Here is a 23,380-nt window from a genome sequence, read left to right as displayed (position 1 = left end):
CAATGATTACCCGTTTGCCTCGGTGGGTTGAAGCCGGGGCGTTTGTGTTAGCGCTGATCGCCGGTACCATCAATGCGATCGGTTTGTTGGGCTTTGAACATCAAGCCGTATCGCACGTGTCAGGCACCGCGACGCAATTTGGCTCGGGGTTGTTTGCAGGCCAATGGACACAAGTTATCCAACTGGGTGGCTTATTGTTGGCTTTTTTCCTCGGTGCCGCGATTTCCGGGTGCTTATTGCATGGCAGCACGCTTAAATTGGGTCGCCATTATGACTCGGCACTGTTTGTCGAAGCTGGGCTAATTGTGGTGGCGTTTTATTTTCTTTCTCGCGGTTTTGCCATTGGTCAGTTGGCCGCGTCGGCAGCGTGCGGCTTGCAGAATGCGATGGCGACCACCTACAGCGGCGCGATCGTGCGCTCAACCCATTTAACCGGCATCTTTACCGATTTAGGATTAATGCTAGGGGGCAAGCTACGCGGCAATCCAGTCGATAAGCGCAAGCTGATGCTCTTTTTACTGATCGCGTCTGGCTTTATCGTCGGCGGGGTAGTGGGTGCGGCGCTTTTTGCGCACTTCCATTTTGCTGCCCTGCTGTTTCCCGCAGGGTTATGTTTTGTAGTGGCACTGTGTTACCGCGGGTACATGACACGTCAGCGTTTAGTGGCTGGCACCAGTAGCAAGTAACTATACAAATCATTAACAATGCGCGTTTTCGCGCATTTTCTAATGTATTTGTTGTGCATCGCATCGAGTTAGCCAACTTGACGGAGCCTTCGGTGCGATCGTCGGGCCTTTCCCTTGTAGCGGTGGCTTCCCGTGTCACCATTCGCGCGTCTTTGCGGCTAAAAGTTTGTCTTAAATCAAACAAGTGTGAGTTTGTATTTCGAATTCGCGCATTGTGTGATGATCTCGCCGTCTTTGTGACACGGAAAATGCCACACTCCCGTTACGATACAGTAACAAGGAGGCCCCATGCCAAATAGCCAGTATATTGAAACGGATGTGGTCATCATCGGTGGGGGTGCAACCGGCACCGGCATCATGCGAGATTGCGCACTGCGTGGCATCTCATGCATTTTGCTCGAACGTGACGATATTGCGGCTGGGACATCGGGGCGCAACCATGGACTGCTGCACTCTGGGGCTCGTTACGCGGTCACAGATACCGAATCGGCCCGTGAATGCATTCAAGAAAACACCATCCTTAAATCCGTTGCTCGCCACTGCGTGGAAGACACCAGCGGACTTTTTATCACCTTGCCGGAAGATGATTTAGCGTACCAAGACACCTTTATTGCCAGTTGCGATAAAGCCGGTATTCCGACCCGAAAACTGACACCACGTGAAGCGTTAGCGTTCGAACCCAACGCGAATCCAGCGATGATTGGCGCGGTGCAAGTGCCGGATGGCATTATCGACCCCTTTCGTTTGTGTGCCGCGAATGTGTTGGACGGCAAAGAGCACGGTGGCAAGGTGTTTAACCATACCCGAGTGACGGGATTAATTCGTCAAGGGGCGACGGTGCAAGGCGTCCAGTGTTTGCATACCCTCACCGGCGAGCGTTTTGCCATTATGGCGAAGCAAGTGATCAATGCCGCAGGGATTTGGGGGCAGACAATCTGTGAGTATGCCGATCTGAATATCAAAATGTTCCCCGCCAAGGGCTCATTGCTGATCCTCGATTATCGGATTAATAACCGGGTGATCAACCGCTGTCGGAAACCGGCAGACGCTGACATCTTGGTGCCCGGTGACACCATTTCCTTAATCGGTACCACCTCTGAGCACATCGAGTACGATCAGATTGATAAGCTCGCGGTGACGCCACAAGAAGTGGATGTGCTGATGCGCGAAGGGGCTAAGCTCGCCCCCATCATGGCCAATACACGCGTGTTGCGCGCCTATGCGGGCGTGCGGCCTTTGGTCTCGGTAGATGACGACGGCAGTGGCCGTAATATCAGTCGCGGCATTGTGTTACTCGATCACCAAGCACGCGATGGGCTGGAAGGCTTGATCACTATCACTGGTGGCAAGCTCATGACCTATCGTTTGATGGCCGAGCAAGCCACAGACTTGGTGGCTGAAAAGCTGGGTAACCGCAACCGTTGCCAAACTGCGACCCGTCCTCTGCCGGGCTCTGAGCCTTCTAAAGGGATCCGTAAAGCCAGTGCCAGCTTGGTGAAACCTGTCTACCAATCCGCCTATTACCGCCACGGTGAGCGCGTTAGCCATTTTTTAAATGAAAGTGACGACAGCCAAGCGGTAATTTGCGAATGCGAAATGGTGACCAAGGGCGAGGTGAACTATGCGATTCAATCGCTGGATGTGAAAAATCTCACCGATCTGCGTCGGCGCACTCGTCTGGGTATGGGGCCTTGTCAGGGCGAGCTGTGCAGCTATCGTGCCGCTAGCTTATTCAGTGAGCTGGCTGGGATAGATGGCCAAGCCAGTGCAGGGCTGCTGGTGGACTTTCTCGAAGAGCGCTGGAAAGGCGTGAAACCGATTTTTTGGGGCGATGCGCTACGCGAAGCCGAATTTAGCTATTGGATTTATCAAGGATTATTTGGCGCCGGTGAGGTGCCAATGCCGCCGAAGGCAGAGAGTACTGGCGCAGCAGCCGGTGCAGCCATGTATGACGCTGAGGTGAAAAGCCCAGCACCAACGTCAGCGGCTGATCAGGAGGTATCACAATGATCCACTACGATATCGCAGTGATTGGTGGCGGCATTGCCGGGTTTACTGCCGCCTTGCGGGCACTAGAAGCGGGCAAGAAAACCGTAATGATTAGCGCCGGACAAAGCGCGCTGCATTTTTCGTCAGGCTCGATTGATGTATTGGGCCATTTCCCTAATGGTGAGCCGGTCAGTCAGCCTTTTGAAGCGATTCCGAAACTGGTGCGCCAGCATCCTGAGCATCCCTATGCCAAAGTCAGTTTAGAGGAAATCACCCAATCACTGACTTGGTTCCAACAGCAACTGAGTGCGCAAAAGGTGTGTCTGTATCATCAAGAAGATAACGCCAACCATGGCCGTATTACGCCGCTGGGCACCGTGCGTCCGACTTGGCTGTCGCAAGGACATGTGTATCAGCATCGCGGCCCGCGTCGTTTCTCTGGTTTATGTTTTGTCGCCATTGAAGGCTATCGCGATGCGCAACCGACGTTAGCCAAAGACACCATTACCGCCCAGCGTGATTTTGCCTCCTGCCCAAGTCGCACCATCACGTTGTCGATTCCGGGTGCCGAGCGATTACGCCGTAACCGCAATGAGCTGCGCTCGGTGGATCTTTCTCGTTTATTGGCTGAGCCTGATGCCTTTGACAGTCTGTGCGAGCAACTAATCGCGCAGTCCGGCCCAGATGAGCTGGTGATTTTACCCGCCATCATTGCCGATGTGGCCGGCGAGCGGGGGATGGATACGCTTAAACAGCGCACCGATCGCTGTTTTCACGAAGTGCCGACCATGCCGCCTTCTCTGCTGGGGATCCGCATTGAGCGTGCGTTACAGCGGGCCTTTGCTAGCGCGGGTGGGGTATTGCTGCGCGGCGATCAAGTGACTGGCGGTGAGTTTGACGACAACGGTCGCCTTACCGCCTTGCATACGCGTCAGCTCGAAGATATTCCGTTAACCGCAGAGGCAGTGATCTTAGCCACGGGCAGCTATTTTAGTCGCGGTCTCAATGCCGACCGCACTCAGGTGAGCGAACCGACGTTGGGATTAGACATGGTGCAAAGCCCTGATCGGAGTGAGTGGCGCAACGACGACTTTTTCAGTCAGCAAAGCCACCCCTTTATGGCCTTTGGCATTAACACCGACAACCAACTACGTCCCACCGCACGCGGCAAGCGCTGCCAAAACCTGTTTGTGTGTGGTGCGATACTCAGTGGTTACGATCCCGTCTATGAGGGCTGTGGCGGTGGCGTTGCGATCGCAACCGGCTACGCCGCCGCGCAACGTGCGCTCGCGGTGATGGCGAGCGCTAAGGAGGCGTCCCATGCTAACTGAATGGCTGAAACAGCGTGACTATAGCGACCATGCGCCGCAACCCACCAGTTTTGACCAATGCATTAAATGCACGGTCTGTACTGTGTATTGTCCGGTATCAAAGGCGAACCCTGCGTATCCTGGCCCCAAAGAGTGTGGCCCGGATGGTGAGCGCCTGCGGATCAAAAACCCTGAGTATTATGATGACCTGCTCAAGCTATGCACCAACTGCAAACGCTGTGAGACCGCCTGTCCTTCCGGGGTAAAAATTGGCGACATCATTGCGGTGGCACGCGGCAAACACGGCAAGAAAAACATCAATCCTAAGCTGATGCGTGATTACGTGCTGAGCCATACCGACTTGTTTGGCACGCTTGCTAATCCAGTAGCACCGCTGGTGAACGTGATGACGGATCTGAAACCGGTGAAAGCGGTGATGCATGCCACGATTGGAGTGGATAAACATAAATCCCTACCCAAGTATTCGTTTGGTACCTTTCGGCGTTGGATGAAAAGCCAAGCAGCGACACAAGCGGATTATCCTAAACAAGTCAGTTACTTTCATGGCTGTTATGTGAATTTTAACAATCCCCAGCTTGGTAAAGACTTGGTGAAAGTGATGAATGCGATGGGGTACGGCGTGCAATTGCTCGAAAAACATAAGTGCTGTGGCGTGCCTTTAATTGCCAATGGCTTTTACGATAAAGCGCGCCGTAATGCCACTGCCAATACGGCGATGATTACCGATGCGGTTGCCGAGCATCGCCCTGTAATAGCCACCTCCTCATCGTGTGCGCTGACGTTAAAAGAAGAGTATCCCCACGTATTGGGAGTAGATAACGCCCACGTGGCAGGGCAGATCAGCTTTGTGACCCGCTTTTTACTCAAAGCGGCCATGAATGGCGAGATGCCCAAGCTCAAGCCGATTAATAAGCGAGTGGTTTACCATACCCCTTGTCACTTGGAACGCAGTGGTAATGCGATGTTTACCATTGAGCTATTGCGTATGATCCCCGGGTTAGAGGTGATTGTGCTCGATAGCGAGTGTTGTGGTTTGGCAGGTACCTATGGGTTTAAAACCGAGAACTATCAAACCTCGATTGCCATCGGTAGTGGCTTATTTGCTCAGATTGAAGCCGCGCAGGCGGACTTTGCGATCACCGACTGTGAAACCTGTAAATGGCAAATTGAAGAAAACACATCGCTGGAGGCCTTGCATCCGGTGAGTGTGCTGGCGATGGCGGTTGGAGAGCCAGTAGCACAGTAATATTCGTCGCAAAGAAAAACGCCACCCAATGCGGTGGCGTTTTTTTGGTTTGCTAAATGCGGTTTAGCTGCTCGCTTGTGATGGTGTCGAGGCGGTGGATTTACCCCCCGACTCTGCCAGTAAAGACTTCATCACGCTGATGGTCATCAAGATCACTAACACACTGATGGGCAGGGCAGTGACCATGTTCGCGGTTTGCAGGGCTCTTAACCCACCGGCAACCAACAATACGGCAGCGACGGCACCGATCATAGTGCCCCAGAATACTCTAAAGCGTTTGGGCGGGTTATCATTGCCCATCGACAGAATTGTGGTAAGCACAAGGGTGCTCGAATCGGACGAGGTAATAAACCAGCTAAACAGCAAGAAGATCATCATGGCGTTGAGTATCCATCCCCAGATCCCGCCGCCAGTAATGCCATCGGCGGTGGCAAACAGCGCCGCGGGTAAGTCCCAACCATTGACCAAATCAATAATCCCAGCGGTGCCAATCCCGGCATCAGCGACAAGCTCTTGATGCAACGCGTTACCGCCAAAAATCGCCAGCCAAGCAAAAATCATTAGGGTTGGCGCACACAGCACGCACACGACAAACTCTCGTAAGGTGCGGCCGCGAGAAATACGCGCAATAAACAGGCCAATAAAGGGGGCCCAGCCAATCCACCAGCCCCAATAGAAAATGGTCCAGGCATTTTGCCATGCAGAGGGGCCTTTCGCCTCCGGGAACCACAGCCCCATCGGGATAAACTCGACCAAATAGTCGCTCAGTGATGCCCCAAATATTTGCACTAACCAAGCCGTAGGCCCGCCGAATAAAAAGTAGGCAATCACCAGTGCGGAGACGATGATATTCCACTCAGAAATGATTCGGATCCCTTTGCCGACGCCAGAGAGAGACGACAAGATAGAGGCTACAGAAATCAGTGCAATAAGGATAACTTGAGTCGCGATACCTGGATCGATGCCAAATAGGCGATCGAGCCCCACGGCAATCTGACTGACGCCGAGCCCCAGCGAGGTGGCGACACCGAACACGCAGCCAAGCACCCCCAAGATATCGATAATATGGCCGATGGGCCCGTAAATGCGATTACCAATCAGTGGGTGCACCGTGGAACGTAGTGCCAGAGGCAGCTTTTTCCGAAACGAGAAATAGGCGAGCGCGAGGCCTACAATCACATACACCGCCCAGCCGTGAAAGCCCCAATGGAAGTAGGTGACACGCAACGCATCGGCGGCGCGATCAAAGCCCATAGTGGTGGCACCGGCCATATCGGCATACGGGTTGTTGGGGTAGCCGAACGCACCACTTGTATCAAAGTAGAGCGTGGGTTCGGCTACCCCAAAAAACAGTATGCCAACGCCGACACCCGCGGAAAACAACATGGATAGCCACGAGAAGGTGCTAAACTCGGGCCGGTCGTCGTCATCACCTAAACGAATGTTACCTAAACGCGTGACGGCAATCGTCAAGCTGGCGACTAGTAACAGCACCAGTACCAGCATGTAATACCAACCAAAGGTCGATTCCACCCAGCCACGAGCAGCGGCAAATACACGGCCAGCTAAATCAGTATTAAATCCGGTAAAAAACACGAAGACACAAACCAGAAGCGTGGCGGCGATCATCATATTTTTATGAACACCTTTAAACAGGCCGGTTTGTGTGACGCAATCGGCAAACGGATGCTGCAATGCACTCGCATTGCTCGCATCCGACGTACTTCGTGTTGACATGAATCATTCCTCTTTTAACAACAAAACGCGCAACAATTTACGCAACGCTACCATTCTTTGCAAAAAAAAGAGTCATTAATCACATTATGTTGGATTGAAGTGCTGAGAAAAGCAGCGAAATGTGTCGATAAGACGGCCAGTGGAAGATTGTCTTCGTACACTCAAGATTGATTAAAACCTTAATAGATTGTTTAGGAGTGAGATGATGAAACCACAATCCGCTTCACGCGATACCATGCTGCAACTTGGATACCTTGGCTTGCTGCCTTTTATTGGCGGTGTCCTCGTCACTTGGGCCGATCTGACCTTATTTGGTCTCAGTGGAGAGCAGTTATTTTTAAGCTACAGTGCGGTGATTTTGAGCTTTTTGTCTGGTGTACTGTGGGGGAATGGTATCGATCATTTTTCTCATAAACTGAGCCGAAATGCGTTACTGCTGAGTAACTTGTTTGCACTACTGGCCTGGGGGGCGTTGATTCAAGGGGCGACCCAATACTTGATTGCCACCGGGTTACTTGCCATCGGTTATTTAGCGGTATGGTTAGCGGAAAAATGGATCCGAAAAAGTGAGAGTGAGGACACGTCTTCCGCCTATCAAACCATGCGTGGTCGCTTGACGGTGGCGGTTGTGGCCTGCCATGGAGTGCTGCTTTTTGTGGTGTGAACGGCAAAAAGACCACCAAGAAAAACCTTACTGAGAATGAACCTATTGCAGTAATAGGCCGTACCCGCTACCTCGTGCGCAAAAAAACAATTAACTTAATAATGAGATTTAGGGCAGCGGGGTAACCAATGACGATCATACAGTATTTACGCGTGGTGTTTCTTGCTCTCGGCATTGCGGTCGCGGCGAGTGGCTCGTATCTATTTAGCGAGATAAACACCGTAAAGGCACAGTTTAATGATGTGGTAGAGCGTAATGTTCGCCTGCTTAGCACCGTATCTGATCTTCGCTATTTTACTGTCACCTATCGCCGCTTCGCACTCGATTACGGTTTAACCGATGACAAACAAGCGCATCGCGATATTCTGGTGAAAATTGAGCGCAACGATCAAGAAGTCGGTGAAGCGCTCGACAAAATGAAGGCATTAACGGTCAGTGATAGCAACACAGAGGCGGTAGACACCATCGAGACACGCCTCAACAATTACCGCGACATGCAAAACGATTACATTTCGCTTATCGATAATGGCCGACTGGATGATGCGCGCCGCAAAATGCTGGGCCCTATGCTGGCACCGTTTGACCAGATAGTTGCCAACTTGGCCACGCTGCAAGAGACGTTGGAAGATCAAGCCAACGCGATTAAGACGCGAGAATCGGAAAAAATTGAGCGACTAATCTATATCGGTATTGCTGTGATTGTTGCACTGATTGTGCTGATGGCGGGTGTGGCGTTATTGCTACAACAGCGCATACGTGGGCCGCTGGCGCAGCTGGTTACCCAAATGCAACGGGTGGAAAGTGGTGACCTTACCCAACGTTTGGATCTCGACACGTTTAACCGCGATGAGCTGGGGCAAGCCGCCAATACCTTTGCGCAAATGCAAGAAAGCATTACCGCGTTGATTGGGTCTTTAGTGAAAGGTACCCAGCGCTTACAAACAGTGAGTGATGAATTGTCGACCCAGGTCAGTCATACCGTGAACAGTGTTGAGCAACAGCGTGGGGAGCTGTCACAGCTTGCCAGTGCGATGACGCAAATGGAGTCGACCTTTGGGGAAGTGGCGAGCAATACGGTGAATGCCGCGGAGCACACTGATAAGACGCGTGAATACGCGGAGCAAGGTCGGCAGACCTTTGAACAATCTTACCAGCAAAGCGTGGCGGCAAAAGACCAAGTTAATGAAGCATCGCAAGTGATTGAGGCTTTAACCGAAGACAGCGAAAATATTGGTAAAGTCTCGGAAGTGATTAGCACCATCGCCGAGCAAACCAACTTGCTCGCGCTCAACGCGGCCATTGAAGCTGCTCGCGCGGGCGAAGCGGGTCGAGGTTTTGCGGTCGTGGCTGATGAAGTGCGTGGATTGGCGACCAAAACCCAATCATCGACCGATGAGATCAATCAAATCATTGAAGGGCTGCAAACGAAAGCGCGTCAAGCCTACAAAGTGATGAGCGATAGCCAAACGTTAACGCAAAAAGGGCTGGACGATGCCAAACGGGCGGCAGAAGCGATTGACACCATCAATGATGCCACGCAGCAGGTATCAGAAATGACAGGCGCGATTGCTACCGCGACCGAAGAGCAAACCACGGCAGCGGCGGATTTGAATCAAAATGTGTCAGCGATTCACCGCGCGGCGGAGTCACTTGCCGAGACGGCGGAGCAAACCCGTCAAGCGTACGAACGTTTGGAAAAAGAAAACGCCAGTATCAAAGAGCAAGCGGAAGCCTTTAGGCTCGGATGATGTGCACTAAGCACGAGGCACTAAACAAAAAAGTGCGCCCACGCGGCGCACTTTTTTATTACCTTGGCAATGTCTGTCAGCGTTAGCGAAATAAGTACAAAGACAAAAAATAGTTAATGTTTTGATTGATCGTTCGGAGCACGGCGGTCAAGCCTGCCTCGCTATGCTCAGTCACATCCCAGGGTACAAATTTTCCATAATCAGGTAATGGTAATCCGGATTGCACGGCAGCGGGGTTCATCGCAACCAGATAATCAACATACGTCAATCTCAGCTCGGCCAGCGGGGACGGCGTGATCCCTGACGTTGAGAGTTGAAACTGAATTAACGCTTTTGATGCTTGCGCCGTATGCATAGTGCTGGATGTATGTGCGCAGTGGACATCAAAAAAACTGCTGGCTTTGTTTACCATCACCGCGGCGGCCATCAAAGAGGCACCGTGCTTACCATCGCATAAAAACAAAACGACCGGCTTACTCGGCACGGTATCGCCATGCATCGGTGTCTCGTCGGCACGCGCGTTTAACGAGACATTATCTTTGGCATCTATCATTGCCTTTACTCATCAAAAAAGGTGGAGGACGGGGCGTTCGATGGTGCATCGAGTCTACGCGCGTCAGTCCTTGGTGAGTCTATCCTAGCCCGCCATACGCACAGCGCCAGCGTGGTAAAAACAACTTTTGAATCTGTTACCAATGCGCCGCACTGTCATCAAACCTTCATGATTGCATAAAGGAACTGTCACTTTGTGCTCTTAATGTGTCTCCCCGTTAACCGAGTTCTTCGTTATGTGTAGATAAATTGATTTGCACAGCACTAACTTAAATAATCGACTTGGAGGTTGATGTGAAACTTAAAGCTCTCTTTGCAGCTACTACAGTATCAATGGCCGTGCTGGCCTCAGGTAGCGCAACGGCCGCAAACCGTGATTACATTAGCATCGTTGGCTCTTCTACTGTTTACCCTTTTGCTACTGTAGTTGCTGAGCGCTTCGGTCGCACGTCGCAATACTCAGTACCAAAAATCGAATCTACCGGTTCAGGCGGCGGTCTTAAGCTGTTCTGTGCAGGTGTGGGTGAAAACACGCCAGATATCACTAACGCATCACGTAAAATCAAAAGCTCGGAAATCGACCGTTGTAAGTCAAACGGTGTTGACGACATTGTTGAAATCAAAATCGGTTATGACGGTATTGCGCTGGCAAACTCGAAAATGTCTCAGCAATATGACTTGAGCTTGAAAGAGATCTACACCGCGCTCGCTAAAACCGTGCCAGACGGCAACGGCAACTTTATCGACAACCCAAATGAAACGTGGAAAGACGTGAACCCATCACTGCCTAACACCAAAATTGAGGTGCTAGGTCCACCACCAACATCAGGGACGCGTGACGCTTTTGTTGAGCTAGCCATGGAAGCGGGCTGTGCCGAGTACCCAGAAGTGGCGGCGCTTGAAGACAGCAACGAAGACAAATTCAAAGCGATTTGTCACGGCATGCGTGAAGATGGCGCTTTCATCGAAGCGGGTGAGAACGACAACCTTATCGTGCAAAAGCTTGAAGCAAACCCAGACGCACTTGGCATCTTCGGTTACAGCTTCCTAGAGCAAAACGCTGACAAGGTACAAGGCTCAAAAATCGCGGGTGTTGAACCAACGTTTGACGCGATTGGTAGCGGTGACTACCCCGTATCACGTTCACTGTACTTCTACGTGAAAAAAGCACACGAAGACGTGATCCCAGGTCTAAAAGACTACGTGACCGCATTCACTGCTGAAGATGCTATCGGCAACATGGGTTACCTGGCTGACCGTGGCCTTATCCCACTCGACAACAGTGAATGGAAACAAGTACGCAGCGCCGCAGTTGACCTAAAACCAAACCTGTAAGCGCAGTGTGAACACGAAAAGGTGGCACACATGAGGTGCCACCTTTGTGCGTGTTCAGGAGGAACAATGACAACACCCATGCTGATGACCGTAATTGCTGTAATTGCAATTTCAGGCTTTTTTATTGCTCGAGCACGCTCAATCAAGCTCGCCGATACGGCTGGCGGATTGAGTAAGCTTCATTCTCGTCCTAATTATTACGGCTCTTATGTTGCGATTCTCGCGGCTATTCCGGCACTGGTTCTCTTATTGTTGTGGCAAGCGGTAGAACCCAACTTGATCCACAGTTTGGTGATGGCACAGATATCTGATGCGTATGTTACGCAGTTCGGCAACGCCGACTTGCTATACAGTCAGGTTGGAAACGTCGCTCGTGGCATCACCCAAACTGACGATGCTGTCTTGTTGGCAGCGGCTGACCACTATCAAATGCTGAACCAACTGGGAACGACATTGCGTTTCACCGCAATGACATCGCTCGCGTTAGCGGGTTTGGCTTTTGGCTGGCGCTCTCTGCGATTACGTCTTCGCGCTCGAAATCGCGTTGAAAATGTGATGCAGGCGTTTTTGCTGCTTTGCTCAACACTCGCGATTTTAACCACACTGGGCATTGTGCTCTCGGTGCTGTTTGAGGCGTTGCGCTTTTTCCAAATGATTCCGGTCACTGAGTTCATCTTTGGTACTGAGTGGTCGCCGCAAATTGCATTGCGCGCCGATCAGCAGGCGGCGAGTGGCTCATTTGGTGCGATTCCCTTGTTCACTGGCACCTTGATGATCTCGTTTATCGCCATGTGTATTGCGGCGCCAGTCGGGTTGATGAGTGCCATCTATTTAGCCGAATACGCATCGCCGCGTGTACGGGGTATCGTCAAACCGATTCTGGAAATCCTCGCCGGTATTCCGACGGTGGTTTATGGCTTCTTTGCCGCCTTGGTCGCCGCGCCGTTTATTCGTGATGTGGCACAGGCGATCGGCTTTAGCAGTGCCTCGTCAGAGAGTGCTCTGGCTGCGGGCGCGGTAATGGGGATCATGATTATTCCTTTCGTTTCGTCATTGTCAGACGACGTGATCACCGCTGTCCCCCAATCGCTGCGTGATGGTTCGTTCGGACTGGGTGCCACGCCGTCAGAAACGGTTCGTAAAGTGGTTCTACCGGCTGCGTTACCCGGCATTGTGGGCGGCTTATTGCTGGCTGTCTCACGTGCAATCGGCGAAACCATGATTGTGGTGATGGCGGCGGGTCTGTCTGCGAATCTAACGGCCAATCCACTTGACTCAGTGACCACAGTGACAGTGCAAATTGTAACCTTACTCGTGGGTGACCAAGAATTTGATAGTCCAAAGACCTTGGCGGCGTTTGCTTTGGGTCTGACATTATTTGTTGTGACACTCGCACTTAACGTGATTGCGCTGAACATCGTGAAGAAATACCGGGAACAATATGACTGATAAAATCGAAAAACTGGCGCAAGAAAAGCGCGCAAGGGTAAGGGCAAGCTTAGCAAAGCGCCGCGGGAAAGAAGGACGTTTTCGTTTTTACGGAATGGGCTCTATTTTCCTTGCGTTTACCTTCTTGGTTTTATTGCTCGGCTCGATCGTCTCGCAAGGTTATACCGCTTTCTACACCACGGAAATCCGCTTGACCGTTGATTTAAGTGAAGAAAACCTAGGGATTGAAGGCAAGCCATTAAATGACGAAACCCTTAAATACTTGGGTTATCGCTCAGTGCTGGCGGATGCCATTTTTGATGCCATGCCAGACGTGACGTCGCGTGGTGACAAACGTGAGCTGTTCCGTTTTCTGTCTAACGGCGCCGAGTATGACTTGCGTGACCGTGTGGCGGCCAACCCTGACTTGGTGGGGCAAGAAGTAGAAATTTGGGCACTCGCCGGCGATAACGTCAACCAATTTAATAAAGGCAATATCGATGGCAGCTTGCCGGAGTCTTATCGCCAGTTTAAAGACAAACACATTGGTTGGTTCAACCAGCTTAAAGAAGACGATCGTGTTCGTACCGTGTTCAACTCGCGCTTTTTCACCAATGGTGACAGCCGTGATGCTGAACTTGCTGGGATCTGGGGCGCGACCGTAGGCTCTTTCTATACGTTGCTGGTGACACTGGCATTAAGCTTCCCTATCGGGGTGGCAGCCGCGATTTACTTGGAAGAGTTCGCGCCACGTAATCGCATCACTGAGATTATTGAAATCAACATCAATAACCTGGCAGCGGTACCGTCGATCGTGTTTGGTTTGCTGGGCTTAGCCGTGTTCCTCAACTTTGCCGACCTACCGCGTTCAGCGCCGGTTGTTGGCGGCTTGGTACTGACGCTGATGACGTTGCCAACGATCATTATTTCGAGCCGTGCATCTATCAAAGCGGTGCCACCCTCGGTACGTGATGCCGCCTTGGGTGTCGGCGCATCGAAAATGCAAATGGTGATTCATCATGTGTTGCCATTAGCTATGCCTGGCATGCTGACTGGCACCATTATCGGTATGGCACAAGCGCTGGGTGAAACCGCGCCGCTACTGATGATTGGTATGGTGGCCTTTATTGTGGATATCCCTTCAGGGCCACTGGATGCAGCCACTGCGTTACCCGTTCAAATTTACTTATGGGCAGAGAACCCTGAAAAGGGCTTTGTCGAAAACACCTCTGGCGCAATCATGGTATTGCTGGCATTCCTCGCGCTTATGAATGCCTGTGCCGTGATTCTGCGTAAGCGTCTTGAGCGACGCTGGTAAGTCGGGAGAAATAACCATGACGACGACAACAATGAACAATGTAGCCATGACCGAAGAAGTAGTAGATGCCACGCCGCAAAATACCGCGGCACCGACTGAGACGTGTGGTGTACCTTTCGTAGAAAACCCACGCATGACTGCCCGTAATGTATTTGTGAATTACGAGAACGGCTCAAAATCCGCGATTACCGATGTCAGTCTGGATATTGGTGAAAAAGAAGTCTTGGCGATGATTGGCCCGTCAGGCTGTGGTAAATCCACCTTCTTGCGCTGCCTAAACCGCATGAACGATACCATTCCTGGGTGCCAAGTATCGGGTGATATTATTTTGGATGGCGAAGATATCTATCATCGCGACACCGAAATTGTTGAGCTGCGCTCGCAAGTGGGCATGGTATTCCAGCGTCCTAACCCATTCCCGAAATCGGTTTACGATAACGTGGCTTATGGCCCACGTATTCACGGCCTGGTTGACGGCAAAGATGAGTTGGATGGCTTGGTCGAGCAATCACTGACGCGGGCAGGGCTTTGGAACGAAGTGAAAGATCGCCTGGATCAGCCCGCAACAGGCCTATCAGGCGGCCAGCAGCAACGTCTGTGTATCGCACGTACCATTGCTGTCGCGCCTGAAGTGATCTTGATGGATGAGCCTTGCTCGGCGTTAGACCCCATTGCCACCGGTATCATTGAAGAGCTGATTGCCGATCTGAAGAAAAACTTCAGCATTGTGATCGTCACGCACTCGATGCAGCAAGCGGCACGTGTGTCTGATCGCACCGCTTACTTCCACCTTGGCGACTTGGTTGAAGTCAACAGCACACGAAAAGTCTTTAATGACCCTGAGCACAAACTGACCTCTGACTACATTAACGGTCGCTTTGGTTAAGCCGATATGGCGCTGACCCAGCGCCATTGGGCATAGGGCAGGGGCGTTTGCTGATTATTTCAGCGTTTAGCGATAAAAGTGTAAAAAGTCACTTTACATCAGCTACCTCTGCTCATACTATACGACCCGTTCCGGAGAGATGGCTGAGTGGTTGAAAGCACCGGTCTTGAAAACCGGCAAGGGTTAATAGCCCTTCTAGGGTTCAAATCCCTATCTCTCCGCCACATACCGAAAAGCCGCTGCTCAGTCAGCGGCTTTTTTGCATTTATTGTCCCGCAAACTCCCAAACCCTGACCCCACCAACATTTTAGGCGTTTGTGCCTAAACAGCTATTCTGCACTCTGGTATTCTAACCCTTATATTTCTGCCTCTTACATGGCATTTTTGGACGCCGCTAACCAACGGCGGTAGCGTGGAACGCAATAAAGCGTCCATATGGATGCACGCTTTCTCATGACGGATTCACACTTTCTCGGGGCGAAAAAATAAAAAACAAGAATAATCAATCGGTTAAAATTACAAGCGCGGGGATAATGTGAACACCTCAACCGGGACAGGCGGCATGCACACTATCACCTAAGAGGGCTTGATGAGATAGATGGAAAGACCGCATGTGTATCATGAGGTTGTGGATAAAACAGGGCGTATAACGATTTTGGCAAATCGAGCACGCGCACTAATACAATGTTAGTTGCTGTCCAGCAGCGTTTAGATTTCGTGAGGTTATATGGCTCATTTCGTTGATTTCGAAAAAATGAGAGAGAAAATATTTATTCTGAACAATGTTGTGTTGTCTGGAGAAGCGTTTGCTATTAAATATAAGGTAGGTATTGAAGGTGAACCATCCCTGTACACTAAGTCAGAGTACTGGACAATGCTTAAGCGTATTGTCAGTAATTCATGTTTAGAGTTGTCTGTTTTAATCCGAAACTCCAAAGAGTTAAGAGATCTAAAAGAAGGTAAGTCTGAATCCCATAAAATAATCACGTGTGCAGATTTTATCGACCATAAGGTTGAGACTTATGATTTCATGTATATCGCTAATAAAATTATACATGCGAAGTCTTTTCTATTGACGTCTGTGGGGTCAAATCAGTATGAGGAGTCTTTTGAGTGGTGGGATGGATTAATCGAGGTATCTGGCACCGCTCAAAATCGGAAAGATTGGAGTCTAAGTTTTAACCTTTCTGATTGGCTTGGAAGCGTAGTTAATTTTCTCAATTATTCACAGTTGGTGCTTTATGAAATTCAAAAGGACTCCTACGATATTCAACGTAGCAACTAACAATAAATTTAAGAGTGATTCACAACGCTCGGCGCTTTCACTTCAAGCTAGTTTAGTTTTTATAGCGCAATGTTTAGGTAAGGTGTCAGCGTTGTTCACACCTTAATTTGGCGTTAGCTGTAAAAGGAGTATCGTACTTGAATAAAATTTTTTCTTCGGCATAGCTATCATTGTTGGCGCTTCTTTAGGAATTACATTTTTTGCCCCAATAAGTGATTTTTACAAAGGAATTGCTTCATTACCTGGTGTTGCCGGATTAGCCGCTGCTCTTTTTCAGTTGGTTCGAGATCACGCTGCACACCAAAGAAATCTTGAAATTCAGAAAGAGCAGCAACTTTTTAATCTTGGTGCAACTTCGCACATGGCCAATTCGGTATTTGATAAACACGTAGAGTTTTGCGAAAAGTATTTGGCAGAGGTTCATCAAACAGTTGTAACTCTGACCAGAGAAGGTCCAACAAAAGAAGCATTATATCACGCTGGAAAACTTTATACTTTAAGAATTGAGTACACCGCTTGGATTACGCCAGAAATAGACGAAAAACTCATGCCCTTTGAGAAGGCTGTTCGAAATATTGGTGCAAAGTCAGGTCTAGTAGGTGCACTTTCAGGCGCGGAAGGCAGAGACGAGACAAGAACTAAGGCTCTAGAAGAAATGTATGATGTATTCAGCAATCTAATGGGGATTGGTGAGGTAAAAGTAAAAGATGAATATTCCACCGTAGTTGAAGTTAAAAATAGAGTCAGAGAAATACTTCAGGTGAATGAGTTAGTATTGATTAGAGAATATTTAATCAATAGAGCGTCCGAAGCCACAGCTAACAAGGCAAAGCAGCGGACTGCTGCGCAGCCACGCTGATTACGGCATTAGCTGCAAAAACATAGTATGGAGTAACATGCGAAAACAAAATTTAAATATTGCTGTTTATATTGACATGGAAAATGTCGCCTCATCTGAGTTTGTTCTAGAAGATGTGATGAATTCATTCTTAAGCACAGACGAAGATTACAACTGTATCTTTGCAATAAAAGCAGCATATGGGAATCAGAACGCAGCAAAGAAAACGCTCAAAAATCAGATTGTTGAGCACAACTTCAATATAATCGACACGCCAAAGATCGGAAGCGAGAAAAATCGTGCAGATTTACTGCTGAGTTTAGATGCTTTTGAAACTCTTTATCAGAACAACCCAAGAATAGATCGCTATTGCTTTATGACCAGCGATTCTGACTTTACCGTTGTCGCAGATAAACTAAGAAAGTTTGGGAAAGAAGTATGGTTGGTCTGCAAAAAATCAGACAAAGATCGTGCAATTCTCACGAAATCCTTTGACAATCTTCTTTTCCTAGAAGACTTCTGTCCTGAAACAACACCAAAAATCACTAGCAAAATAGAAAGGCTTTTCGTTCAGGCCGTGCGCAATATGAATCAGAGTAAACTTCCAAACAATGTTTCTGTTGCGAATGACAAAATGAAAGCCATCGATCCAAGCTTTCGTGTAACTAACACTGAGTATAAAACCTTCATGAAGCTCATCAAAGACATGGAGAAAAAGGGATATATTAAATCGGAAACTCTCGATACAGGTGAAAATCGTATAGTCGAGATTTGTGTATAATTTGCAGCTAACAATCGGGCCCAGGTGACGCCTACGGCGAACCTGACCCAAGCGTTATGTTTCAGGAAGCTTAGGTTAGCGGTTAGTGGCGGAGGTTCGAATCCACCCATGCTTGTTTTGTTCTCAGTTGTCTGTCTTATGTTGGTGGTTTTGTCGTACGTAAAAAATCGCATGCTAACAACATTGGACTCAGGCCATGGTCCTGAGAAGGAGGATAACAATATGAGAAAAGCAACAACATTCGCAAAATGTGCTGTCACTTCAGTAATTGACGTAAGTCAGGCGCTGGGAACAAGTCTCGTGGCCTTTGGTGGGCCGCTAACCTAAGCCTCTTTGGGAGAATTTAAAGTATGGCCGTAATCACTAAAAAAGATGAAAAAATAGGTGCTACAGTCGAACAGTTGGAAGGAAGCCGTTCCCCTGATGACCTCGTCGCTAAGTTTAAGGAGCTCTACCCAAAGGACTGGGCAAAAATTGAAAGAAACTATCGTGACCACGAACGGAAAACAAAGCCAGGTAAGTCACATCCAATGCCAGAGCCAGATCAGTATCTAAAAAATGCGCTGTCGGTCTGGCTCAAGAGTCACGAATGATACATAACCAGGCCAGGCACGGCGACGCCTTTTTCGTTGCGGCTTCGCCTCCACTACAAAGGCGCGCATGCTGGTAGCGTTACGTATAACCAGAGGGCAAAGCATGGAAGGACAGTTTGAGATTGGTAATGACCCCTTATTCGCAGAGTCTTTAACGAAGACAAATATGGCAAGTTACTATCAAGCTCGTGAGATAGTCTGGGACCACAATCAGTTTCTGGACAGTTGGGAAGATCTAGATAACTACGCGGTTCTACTGGATCGTACTCGTGTTGGTGTAGTGCGTTTTAGCTATAGTGCTAATACGACCTTCCTGAGGGATCTTCAACTTTTACCGAAGTTTCAGGTAAAGGTATTGGGTCTAAATGTCTTGATTTAGTTGTTAGGCATGCATTTAATCGTCAATCTACTCTGTTAGTTCTGCGTGTGTTTAGTGAAAACCCAGCAATCAAGCTGTATGAGTCCAAAGGCTTTGTTAGGACATCAGAAGTCAAAGGGTTGGTTGAAATGGAGCTCCCTTTAAGCTCAAACACATAACAAATAAGAATAAATATCGTGCAGCCGACACTTTATTTGGGTGTTAAACAAGCTCGTTGCTTTATTAAACAAGCAGCTGTTTTCCAGTGCTACGCAGCGGCCGCAGCTGAGCTAATCATTATAAATGGAGGAGTAATGATCGAAGAGATAGAGGGTTGGATACATCAGGTGAATTTCTCACATAGAGAAGTGCGTCGGTCTTGCTCTGTCCTTGAAGAACATTTCAATGGTTTCTACTCGCCTGGATTTCTGAAGACAGCATTCTTCGTTGTTACCGACGAACTCCCAAAGCCTGATTTTCCAGGACTTCGGGACGCTGGTTTAGGAGACTTTATCGACATGGACGTGGACGGTATTACCTATAACGATACTTATTACGTCAAGAAAAAAGTTGCACTCGATCTCCTGCTTCACTTCCATGAGTTGGTTCATGTGCTGCAATGGCGTGAGCTCGCGCCTCAAGGTTTCATAGAACGCTACATTCGAGAGATTCAAGATTTTGGTTATGACAATGCTCCGCTAGAAAAGATGGCCTACGCCTTAGGTGGGCACTACCAAAGCAAGGGACGGCATCTTAGTGTTGAGCAGTTTGTCCGAGCTAATTTATAACAGTTCGCGTCACTCTGAGGCACTAAAGTTAAAGTACCTCGGTGTGCTCCGTGTTAGGTTGCAACAAAGAATCGAGAAGTATTAAGGAATATATGGAAGTAGAAATAAGACTAGCCAAGGAAGACGAACTGGAATTCCTCCATTCTTTGGTTGTTTCAAACGATGAATGGACAAAGTTTAATGGCCCTTACTTTCCTTACTCACATCCATCACTAGAACAGTTTGAGAAATCTTCATTTCAAAGATTATTAAATGGTTCAGACTTACAGTTAGTCACTGTAGATGATGTGCCTGTTGGGACAGTAAATTGTTACTGGGAATGTGAAGAAACTCGCTGGCTTGAAGCTGGTATCATCATTTACGATTCTGAATGTTGGGGTAAGGGTATCGCAGCACGAGCCATTCCTCTCTGGGTTACGTACTTATTTAATACTAAAGAAATTGAGCGTGTTGGTATGACAACCTGGTCGGGTAATCCTCGTATGATGTCGCTAGCATTGAAATTAGGCTTTCAACAAGAAGCTAGATTGCGAAAAGTTCGTTATTACGAAGGCAAGTACTACGATTCAGTTAAATATGGGATGCTGCGCTCGGAGTGGTTAGCACGCAACTGGCAAGGCATTTAAGAGAACTTTTCAGCGCTTGACATTTTCAGTTTTAATCAGCTTTGGTACTTACGCACAATGGATTAGCTAAGGGATAAGCGTTGTTCACACCTTAATTCGGTTCACTTTATTGGAATATTGAACGTTATGGATGATACTTTAGCAACTTGGCGTCAGTACTACGAAAAATCATTGTTACGCCCCCACAATTCACGCACTGAACTCGCCATTGAGTTGGATCAGTCTGGACTGAAAACCGCTGTCGATTGCGGTTGTGGAACCGGAAGTGAAATAGCATATCTAGAGCAGCAAGGCTATCAGGTGTATGGCTTTGATATTAATCCAGACTCTATTGCGATATGTTCAGAAAGGTTTAGTTCAAAGCCGCTGATTAAACTTTCAGAGTGCTCATTTGAGTCTTTCAATTATCCTTCTACTGGCATAGTGATAGCAAACTCAAGTTTGTTCTTTGCTGATCCGATAGAGTTTAAAAATACATGGCGAAGAATGGCTTCTTCTATCGCGGTTGGTGGTGTTTTTGTAGGTGATTTTATGGGGCCTAGAGATACTTGGGCAACGAATTTTCGGTTACCGACGGCACCGTTGAGTAAAAAACAAGTTGAGATCTTATTTGAAGAGTTTGAAATAGTCAGTTTCAAAGAACGTGATGAACCTGGCGCGACAATGGTCGGAACCCCTAAGCATTGGCATATTTTTTCAGTGGTTGCTGTAAAACGTAGATAACAATGGCAGTAAAAAGAGGGGTGCCGTATGGCATCTTTGGTTTGCAGTGAGTTTTGGTGATTACAGTGGCTGTAAAAGCGATGGTATGAGACTTTTGGAAGTACTTAGGGGTAATTAACATAGAAGTTAAAACATATAAGACAAATATCCATGTTGGTAGGGAAAAACCATTTATATGAGGATATAATGAATACAATAAATGTCCAGTATTATAAACACCCTTATGCCGAATTTATCCTTGGTTCGTATCAAGGTAAGCTTTGCTTGTGTGACTTCCGGTATCGCAAGATGAGAAGTGTCGTCGATGAGCGTATTAAACGGATTCTTAACGCTGAGTTTGTAGAAAAGAGCGATGATGTTTTAGCGGCTACTCAAGCTCAACTCGAGGAATATTTTTTGGGTGAGCGACAAGTTTTCGATTTGCCTTCACTCTTGGCGGGAACCGATTTTCAACAGTCGGTATGGAATGCATTAAGCAACATTCAATATGGTGACAGGGTGACGTATCAAGAGCTGGCAGTATCGATTGGTAATGAAGCCGCAGTACGTGCGGTTGGCAATGCTAATGGCGCAAATGCGTTGGCGATTATTATTCCTTGCCATAGGGTTATCGGCACCCAAGGGGAGCTTATTGGCTATGGTGGCGGTCTGTCACTGAAAAAGCGCCTTTTAGAATTAGAGCAGAACTTATTTATTTAAGGATAGAGTAGGGGCGTATGAGAGCGGAGCTGAGAGCGAAAATCCTGGCAGTATGTGATCAAAAAATCAAAGCGAAAGGTGAGAATGTCGGTGTGTCATTTTATGCGTTCTTCAAAAACAAAAATGACGATCCAGAGCAGTTGATGGAAGCCGCAACCTGGTGGATACAGACCCATCAATTAGATCATTTTGTTAAGGCAAGAACCATCAAAGAAATGGTGAAAAATAATTTATGACAACTGAACAAAAAATAGCCTATTTTGCCGACAAGGTGTAATTCAGGTTCACCAAGATGACAATGGATAGCGGGGCACGGGCCCAGATAGTCAGATTGGCTTGAGCACACGGATGTTAGAAATCCCGCGACGGTTGAGGTAGCATTGCCGACTTTTTCAGCGGTGAGAGGCATTTATGTATATCGGCTTTGACTATGGTACAGCCAATTGTTCGGTGGCAAAGATTGAAAACGGTCAGCCGACGCTGTTGCGTCTAGAAGGGGACAGCACGTTTATTCCTTCTTCCCTTGCCGCACCTACGCGCGAATCGGTGTCTGAGTATTTGTTTCGTCACCGTGGCATCAAGCCGCTGGATACGATTGGCGAGCAGATGTTGCGCCGCGCGATCCATGTAAACCGAGAGGAAAGCATTGAACTTGAGGCGGAGGACATGGCGTTTGGTCAAGCGGCGCTCGATCGCTATCTCGATGATCCGCGCGATATGTACTACGTGAAATCCCCTAAATCTTTCCTTGGCGCATCAGGTTTACGTGATGCTCAGCTTCGGTTTTTTGAAGATCTCGTATGCGCAATGATGGATAACATCAAAACCCAAGCCGAATACCAAACCCAACAGAGTATCACTGATGCAGTGATCGGTCGGCCGATCAATTTTCAAGGCCGTGGAGGCGAGACGGCAAACCGCCAAGCCGAAGGTATTTTGCTCAATGCGGCTAAGCGGGCAGGCTTTAAACAGATTGAATTTCAGTTTGAACCGGTCGCTGCCGGTCTGGACTATGAAGCGACGCTGAGCGAAGACCAAATCGTTCTGGTGGTCGATATCGGTGGGGGAACCACAGACTGTTCGTTGATTGAGATGGGACCATCATGGCGCGGTAATAGCGATCGCAGCGCAAGTTTGTTGGCGCACAAAGGCCAGCGTATTGGCGGCAATGACTTAGATATTGCGCTGGCATTCAAACAAATGATGTTCCCGTTTGGGATGGGCAGCAAGATGGAATCTGGCATTGAGATGCCGATTACGCAGTTTTCCAACCCTATCGCGATTAACAACGTGCAAGCGCAAAACGATTTCTATGCGTTTGAAAATTTGGCGGTACTCAAAGGGCTGCACAAGCAAGCGCAAGAGCCACATAAACTGGCCCGTTTGCTTGAGGTCTATCACGAGTCGCTGGGTTACAACATTGTCCGTCGTGCGGAAGAGGCAAAGATTGCGTTGTCGGATCATGCCGCCTACCGAGCGGGTATTAAGCTGTTCTCCGAGCGCGTGGACGTTGATGTATCGCGCGATGACATGATTGATGCGATTGAAGCGCCCAAACGTAAGATGACCGCCTTAGTTCACGATGTGGTCGCGCAGGCCGGTGTAAAGCCTGACGTGATTTTTATGACAGGCGGCTCGGCACGCTCGCCCTTCTTGCGGGAAGCTGTACAAGCAGAGCTGCCGCACATTCCTGTGGTGAGTGGTGACTACTTTGGATCAGTCACCGCAGGCTTAGCGCGTTGGGCGGAAGTCTGCTTTAAGTAAGCCGC

General features: G+C 48.8%; 22 protein-coding genes, 1 tRNA gene and 1 pseudogene. 22 read left to right on the top strand and 2 right to left on the bottom strand.

Translation table 11 applies throughout. The features are described 5' to 3' along the window. Nucleotides 1-2 precede the first annotated feature (2 nt). The 4 genes from EHW56_RS02635 to glpC all read left to right on the top strand — a co-directional run bounded on the left by EHW56_RS02635 (nucleotide 3) and on the right by glpC (nucleotide 5,252). Nucleotides 3-686: a YoaK family protein gene (locus tag EHW56_RS02635; protein ID WP_077663461.1), complete on the top strand. Its 684-nt coding sequence runs from the start codon at nucleotides 3-5 to the stop codon at nucleotides 684-686. A 288-nt stretch (nucleotides 687-974) separates the two neighbouring features. Then, nucleotides 975-2,696 carry an anaerobic glycerol-3-phosphate dehydrogenase subunit A gene (gene glpA / locus EHW56_RS02630; RefSeq protein WP_152799193.1) on the top strand — a complete coding sequence of 574 codons (1,722 nt, stop codon included), beginning with the start codon at nucleotides 975-977 and terminating at the stop codon, nucleotides 2,694-2,696. After that, nucleotides 2,693-4,006 carry a glycerol-3-phosphate dehydrogenase subunit GlpB gene (gene glpB / locus EHW56_RS02625; RefSeq protein WP_152797272.1) on the top strand — a complete coding sequence of 438 codons (1,314 nt, stop codon included), beginning with the start codon at nucleotides 2,693-2,695 and terminating at the stop codon, nucleotides 4,004-4,006. Before glpA ends, glpB begins: the two co-directional genes overlap by 4 nt. Next, nucleotides 3,996-5,252 (top strand): anaerobic glycerol-3-phosphate dehydrogenase subunit GlpC, encoded by a 1,257-nt coding sequence (gene glpC / locus EHW56_RS02620; RefSeq protein WP_152797274.1) that lies wholly within the window; start codon nucleotides 3,996-3,998, stop codon nucleotides 5,250-5,252. The genes glpB and glpC overlap by 11 nt, the downstream gene beginning before the upstream one ends. Before the next feature lie 63 nt (nucleotides 5,253-5,315). Here glpC and EHW56_RS02615 read toward each other — a convergent pair whose 3' ends face one another. Beyond that, nucleotides 5,316-6,989, bottom strand: coding sequence for a BCCT family transporter (locus tag EHW56_RS02615; protein ID WP_152797276.1), 1,674 nt, complete (start codon nucleotides 6,987-6,989; stop codon nucleotides 5,316-5,318). Between the two features lie 202 nt (nucleotides 6,990-7,191). On the opposite strand from EHW56_RS02615, the gene EHW56_RS02610 reads away from it, so the two are divergent. Together EHW56_RS02610 and EHW56_RS02605 are read left to right on the top strand one after the other, a co-directional pair. After that, nucleotides 7,192-7,653: a DUF3429 domain-containing protein gene (locus EHW56_RS02610; protein ID WP_227486456.1), complete on the top strand. Its 462-nt coding sequence runs from the start codon at nucleotides 7,192-7,194 to the stop codon at nucleotides 7,651-7,653. 128 nt (nucleotides 7,654-7,781) lie between these two features. Next, a complete protein-coding gene (locus EHW56_RS02605) occupies nucleotides 7,782-9,401 on the top strand; it encodes a methyl-accepting chemotaxis protein (protein WP_152797278.1) in 1,620 nt (539 codons plus the stop codon). Between the two features lie 82 nt (nucleotides 9,402-9,483). Here EHW56_RS02605 and EHW56_RS02600 read toward each other — a convergent pair whose 3' ends face one another. Next, nucleotides 9,484-9,954 (bottom strand): hypothetical protein, encoded by a 471-nt coding sequence (locus EHW56_RS02600; protein WP_077578997.1) that lies wholly within the window; start codon nucleotides 9,952-9,954, stop codon nucleotides 9,484-9,486. A gap of 293 nt (nucleotides 9,955-10,247) precedes the next feature. On the opposite strand from EHW56_RS02600, the gene EHW56_RS02595 reads away from it, so the two are divergent. The 16 genes and pseudogenes from EHW56_RS02595 to yegD all read left to right on the top strand — a co-directional run bounded on the left by EHW56_RS02595 (nucleotide 10,248) and on the right by yegD (nucleotide 23,375). Beyond that, nucleotides 10,248-11,288: a substrate-binding domain-containing protein gene (locus tag EHW56_RS02595; protein WP_046075217.1), complete on the top strand. Its 1,041-nt coding sequence runs from the start codon at nucleotides 10,248-10,250 to the stop codon at nucleotides 11,286-11,288. Between the two features lie 66 nt (nucleotides 11,289-11,354). Then, nucleotides 11,355-12,737 carry a phosphate ABC transporter permease subunit PstC gene (gene pstC, locus EHW56_RS02590; protein ID WP_152797280.1) on the top strand — a complete coding sequence of 461 codons (1,383 nt, stop codon included), beginning with the start codon at nucleotides 11,355-11,357 and terminating at the stop codon, nucleotides 12,735-12,737. Next, nucleotides 12,730-14,034 carry a phosphate ABC transporter permease PstA gene (pstA, locus tag EHW56_RS02585; protein WP_152797282.1) on the top strand — a complete coding sequence of 435 codons (1,305 nt, stop codon included), beginning with the start codon at nucleotides 12,730-12,732 and terminating at the stop codon, nucleotides 14,032-14,034. The genes pstC and pstA overlap by 8 nt, the downstream gene beginning before the upstream one ends. 46 nt (nucleotides 14,035-14,080) lie before the next feature. Further along, on the top strand, nucleotides 14,081-14,920 hold the full coding sequence (gene pstB, locus EHW56_RS02580) for a phosphate ABC transporter ATP-binding protein PstB (protein WP_370517132.1): 840 nt from the start codon (nucleotides 14,081-14,083) through the stop codon (nucleotides 14,918-14,920). Between the two features lie 133 nt (nucleotides 14,921-15,053). Beyond that, nucleotides 15,054-15,144 (top strand) — tRNA-Ser (locus tag EHW56_RS02575). 503 nt (nucleotides 15,145-15,647) lie between these two features. After that, on the top strand, nucleotides 15,648-16,205 hold the full coding sequence (locus EHW56_RS02570; RefSeq protein ID WP_152797284.1) for a hypothetical protein: 558 nt from the start codon (nucleotides 15,648-15,650) through the stop codon (nucleotides 16,203-16,205). A 361-nt stretch (nucleotides 16,206-16,566) separates the two neighbouring features. Beyond that, nucleotides 16,567-17,064 (top strand): hypothetical protein, encoded by a 498-nt coding sequence (locus EHW56_RS02565; protein ID WP_152799191.1) that lies wholly within the window; start codon nucleotides 16,567-16,569, stop codon nucleotides 17,062-17,064. A 37-nt stretch (nucleotides 17,065-17,101) separates the two neighbouring features. After that, complete coding sequence (locus EHW56_RS02560) at nucleotides 17,102-17,824, top strand: NYN domain-containing protein (RefSeq protein ID WP_077651665.1); 723 nt, start codon at nucleotides 17,102-17,104, stop codon at nucleotides 17,822-17,824. A gap of 350 nt (nucleotides 17,825-18,174) precedes the next feature. Then, nucleotides 18,175-18,417 carry a hypothetical protein gene (locus EHW56_RS02555; protein WP_152797355.1) on the top strand — a complete coding sequence of 81 codons (243 nt, stop codon included), beginning with the start codon at nucleotides 18,175-18,177 and terminating at the stop codon, nucleotides 18,415-18,417. Between the two features lie 103 nt (nucleotides 18,418-18,520). After that, nucleotides 18,521-18,954: pseudogene (locus EHW56_RS02550) on the top strand (GNAT family N-acetyltransferase). A gap of 18 nt (nucleotides 18,955-18,972) precedes the next feature. Further along, entirely contained in the window at nucleotides 18,973-19,563 is a 591-nt protein-coding gene (locus EHW56_RS02545; protein WP_216644439.1) for a hypothetical protein, read from the top strand. 92 nt (nucleotides 19,564-19,655) lie between these two features. Continuing rightward, nucleotides 19,656-20,189, top strand: a complete 534-nt coding sequence (locus EHW56_RS02540; protein WP_152799188.1) for a GNAT family N-acetyltransferase — start codon at nucleotides 19,656-19,658, stop codon at nucleotides 20,187-20,189. A gap of 126 nt (nucleotides 20,190-20,315) precedes the next feature. Next, on the top strand, nucleotides 20,316-20,912 hold the full coding sequence (locus EHW56_RS02535) for a bifunctional 2-polyprenyl-6-hydroxyphenol methylase/3-demethylubiquinol 3-O-methyltransferase UbiG (RefSeq protein ID WP_152795610.1): 597 nt from the start codon (nucleotides 20,316-20,318) through the stop codon (nucleotides 20,910-20,912). A gap of 186 nt (nucleotides 20,913-21,098) precedes the next feature. After that, nucleotides 21,099-21,611, top strand: coding sequence for a methylated-DNA--[protein]-cysteine S-methyltransferase (locus EHW56_RS02530; protein ID WP_152795608.1), 513 nt, complete (start codon nucleotides 21,099-21,101; stop codon nucleotides 21,609-21,611). 17 nt (nucleotides 21,612-21,628) lie between these two features. Then, nucleotides 21,629-21,847, top strand: coding sequence for a DUF6500 family protein (locus EHW56_RS02525; RefSeq protein ID WP_077481137.1), 219 nt, complete (start codon nucleotides 21,629-21,631; stop codon nucleotides 21,845-21,847). Nucleotides 21,848-22,022: 175 nt separating this feature from the next. Beyond that, on the top strand, nucleotides 22,023-23,375 hold the full coding sequence (yegD, locus tag EHW56_RS02520; protein WP_152795605.1) for a molecular chaperone: 1,353 nt from the start codon (nucleotides 22,023-22,025) through the stop codon (nucleotides 23,373-23,375). The last annotated feature ends 5 nt before the right edge of the window (nucleotides 23,376-23,380 follow it).

Source organism: Salinivibrio sp. VGrn1, from assembly GCF_009377995.1.
In the GTDB taxonomy this organism is placed as follows: Bacteria; Pseudomonadota; Gammaproteobacteria; order Enterobacterales; family Vibrionaceae; genus Salinivibrio; species Salinivibrio siamensis.
Note: the sequence above shows the minus strand (reverse complement) of the source record. Positions and strands in the feature narration are given on the sequence as shown.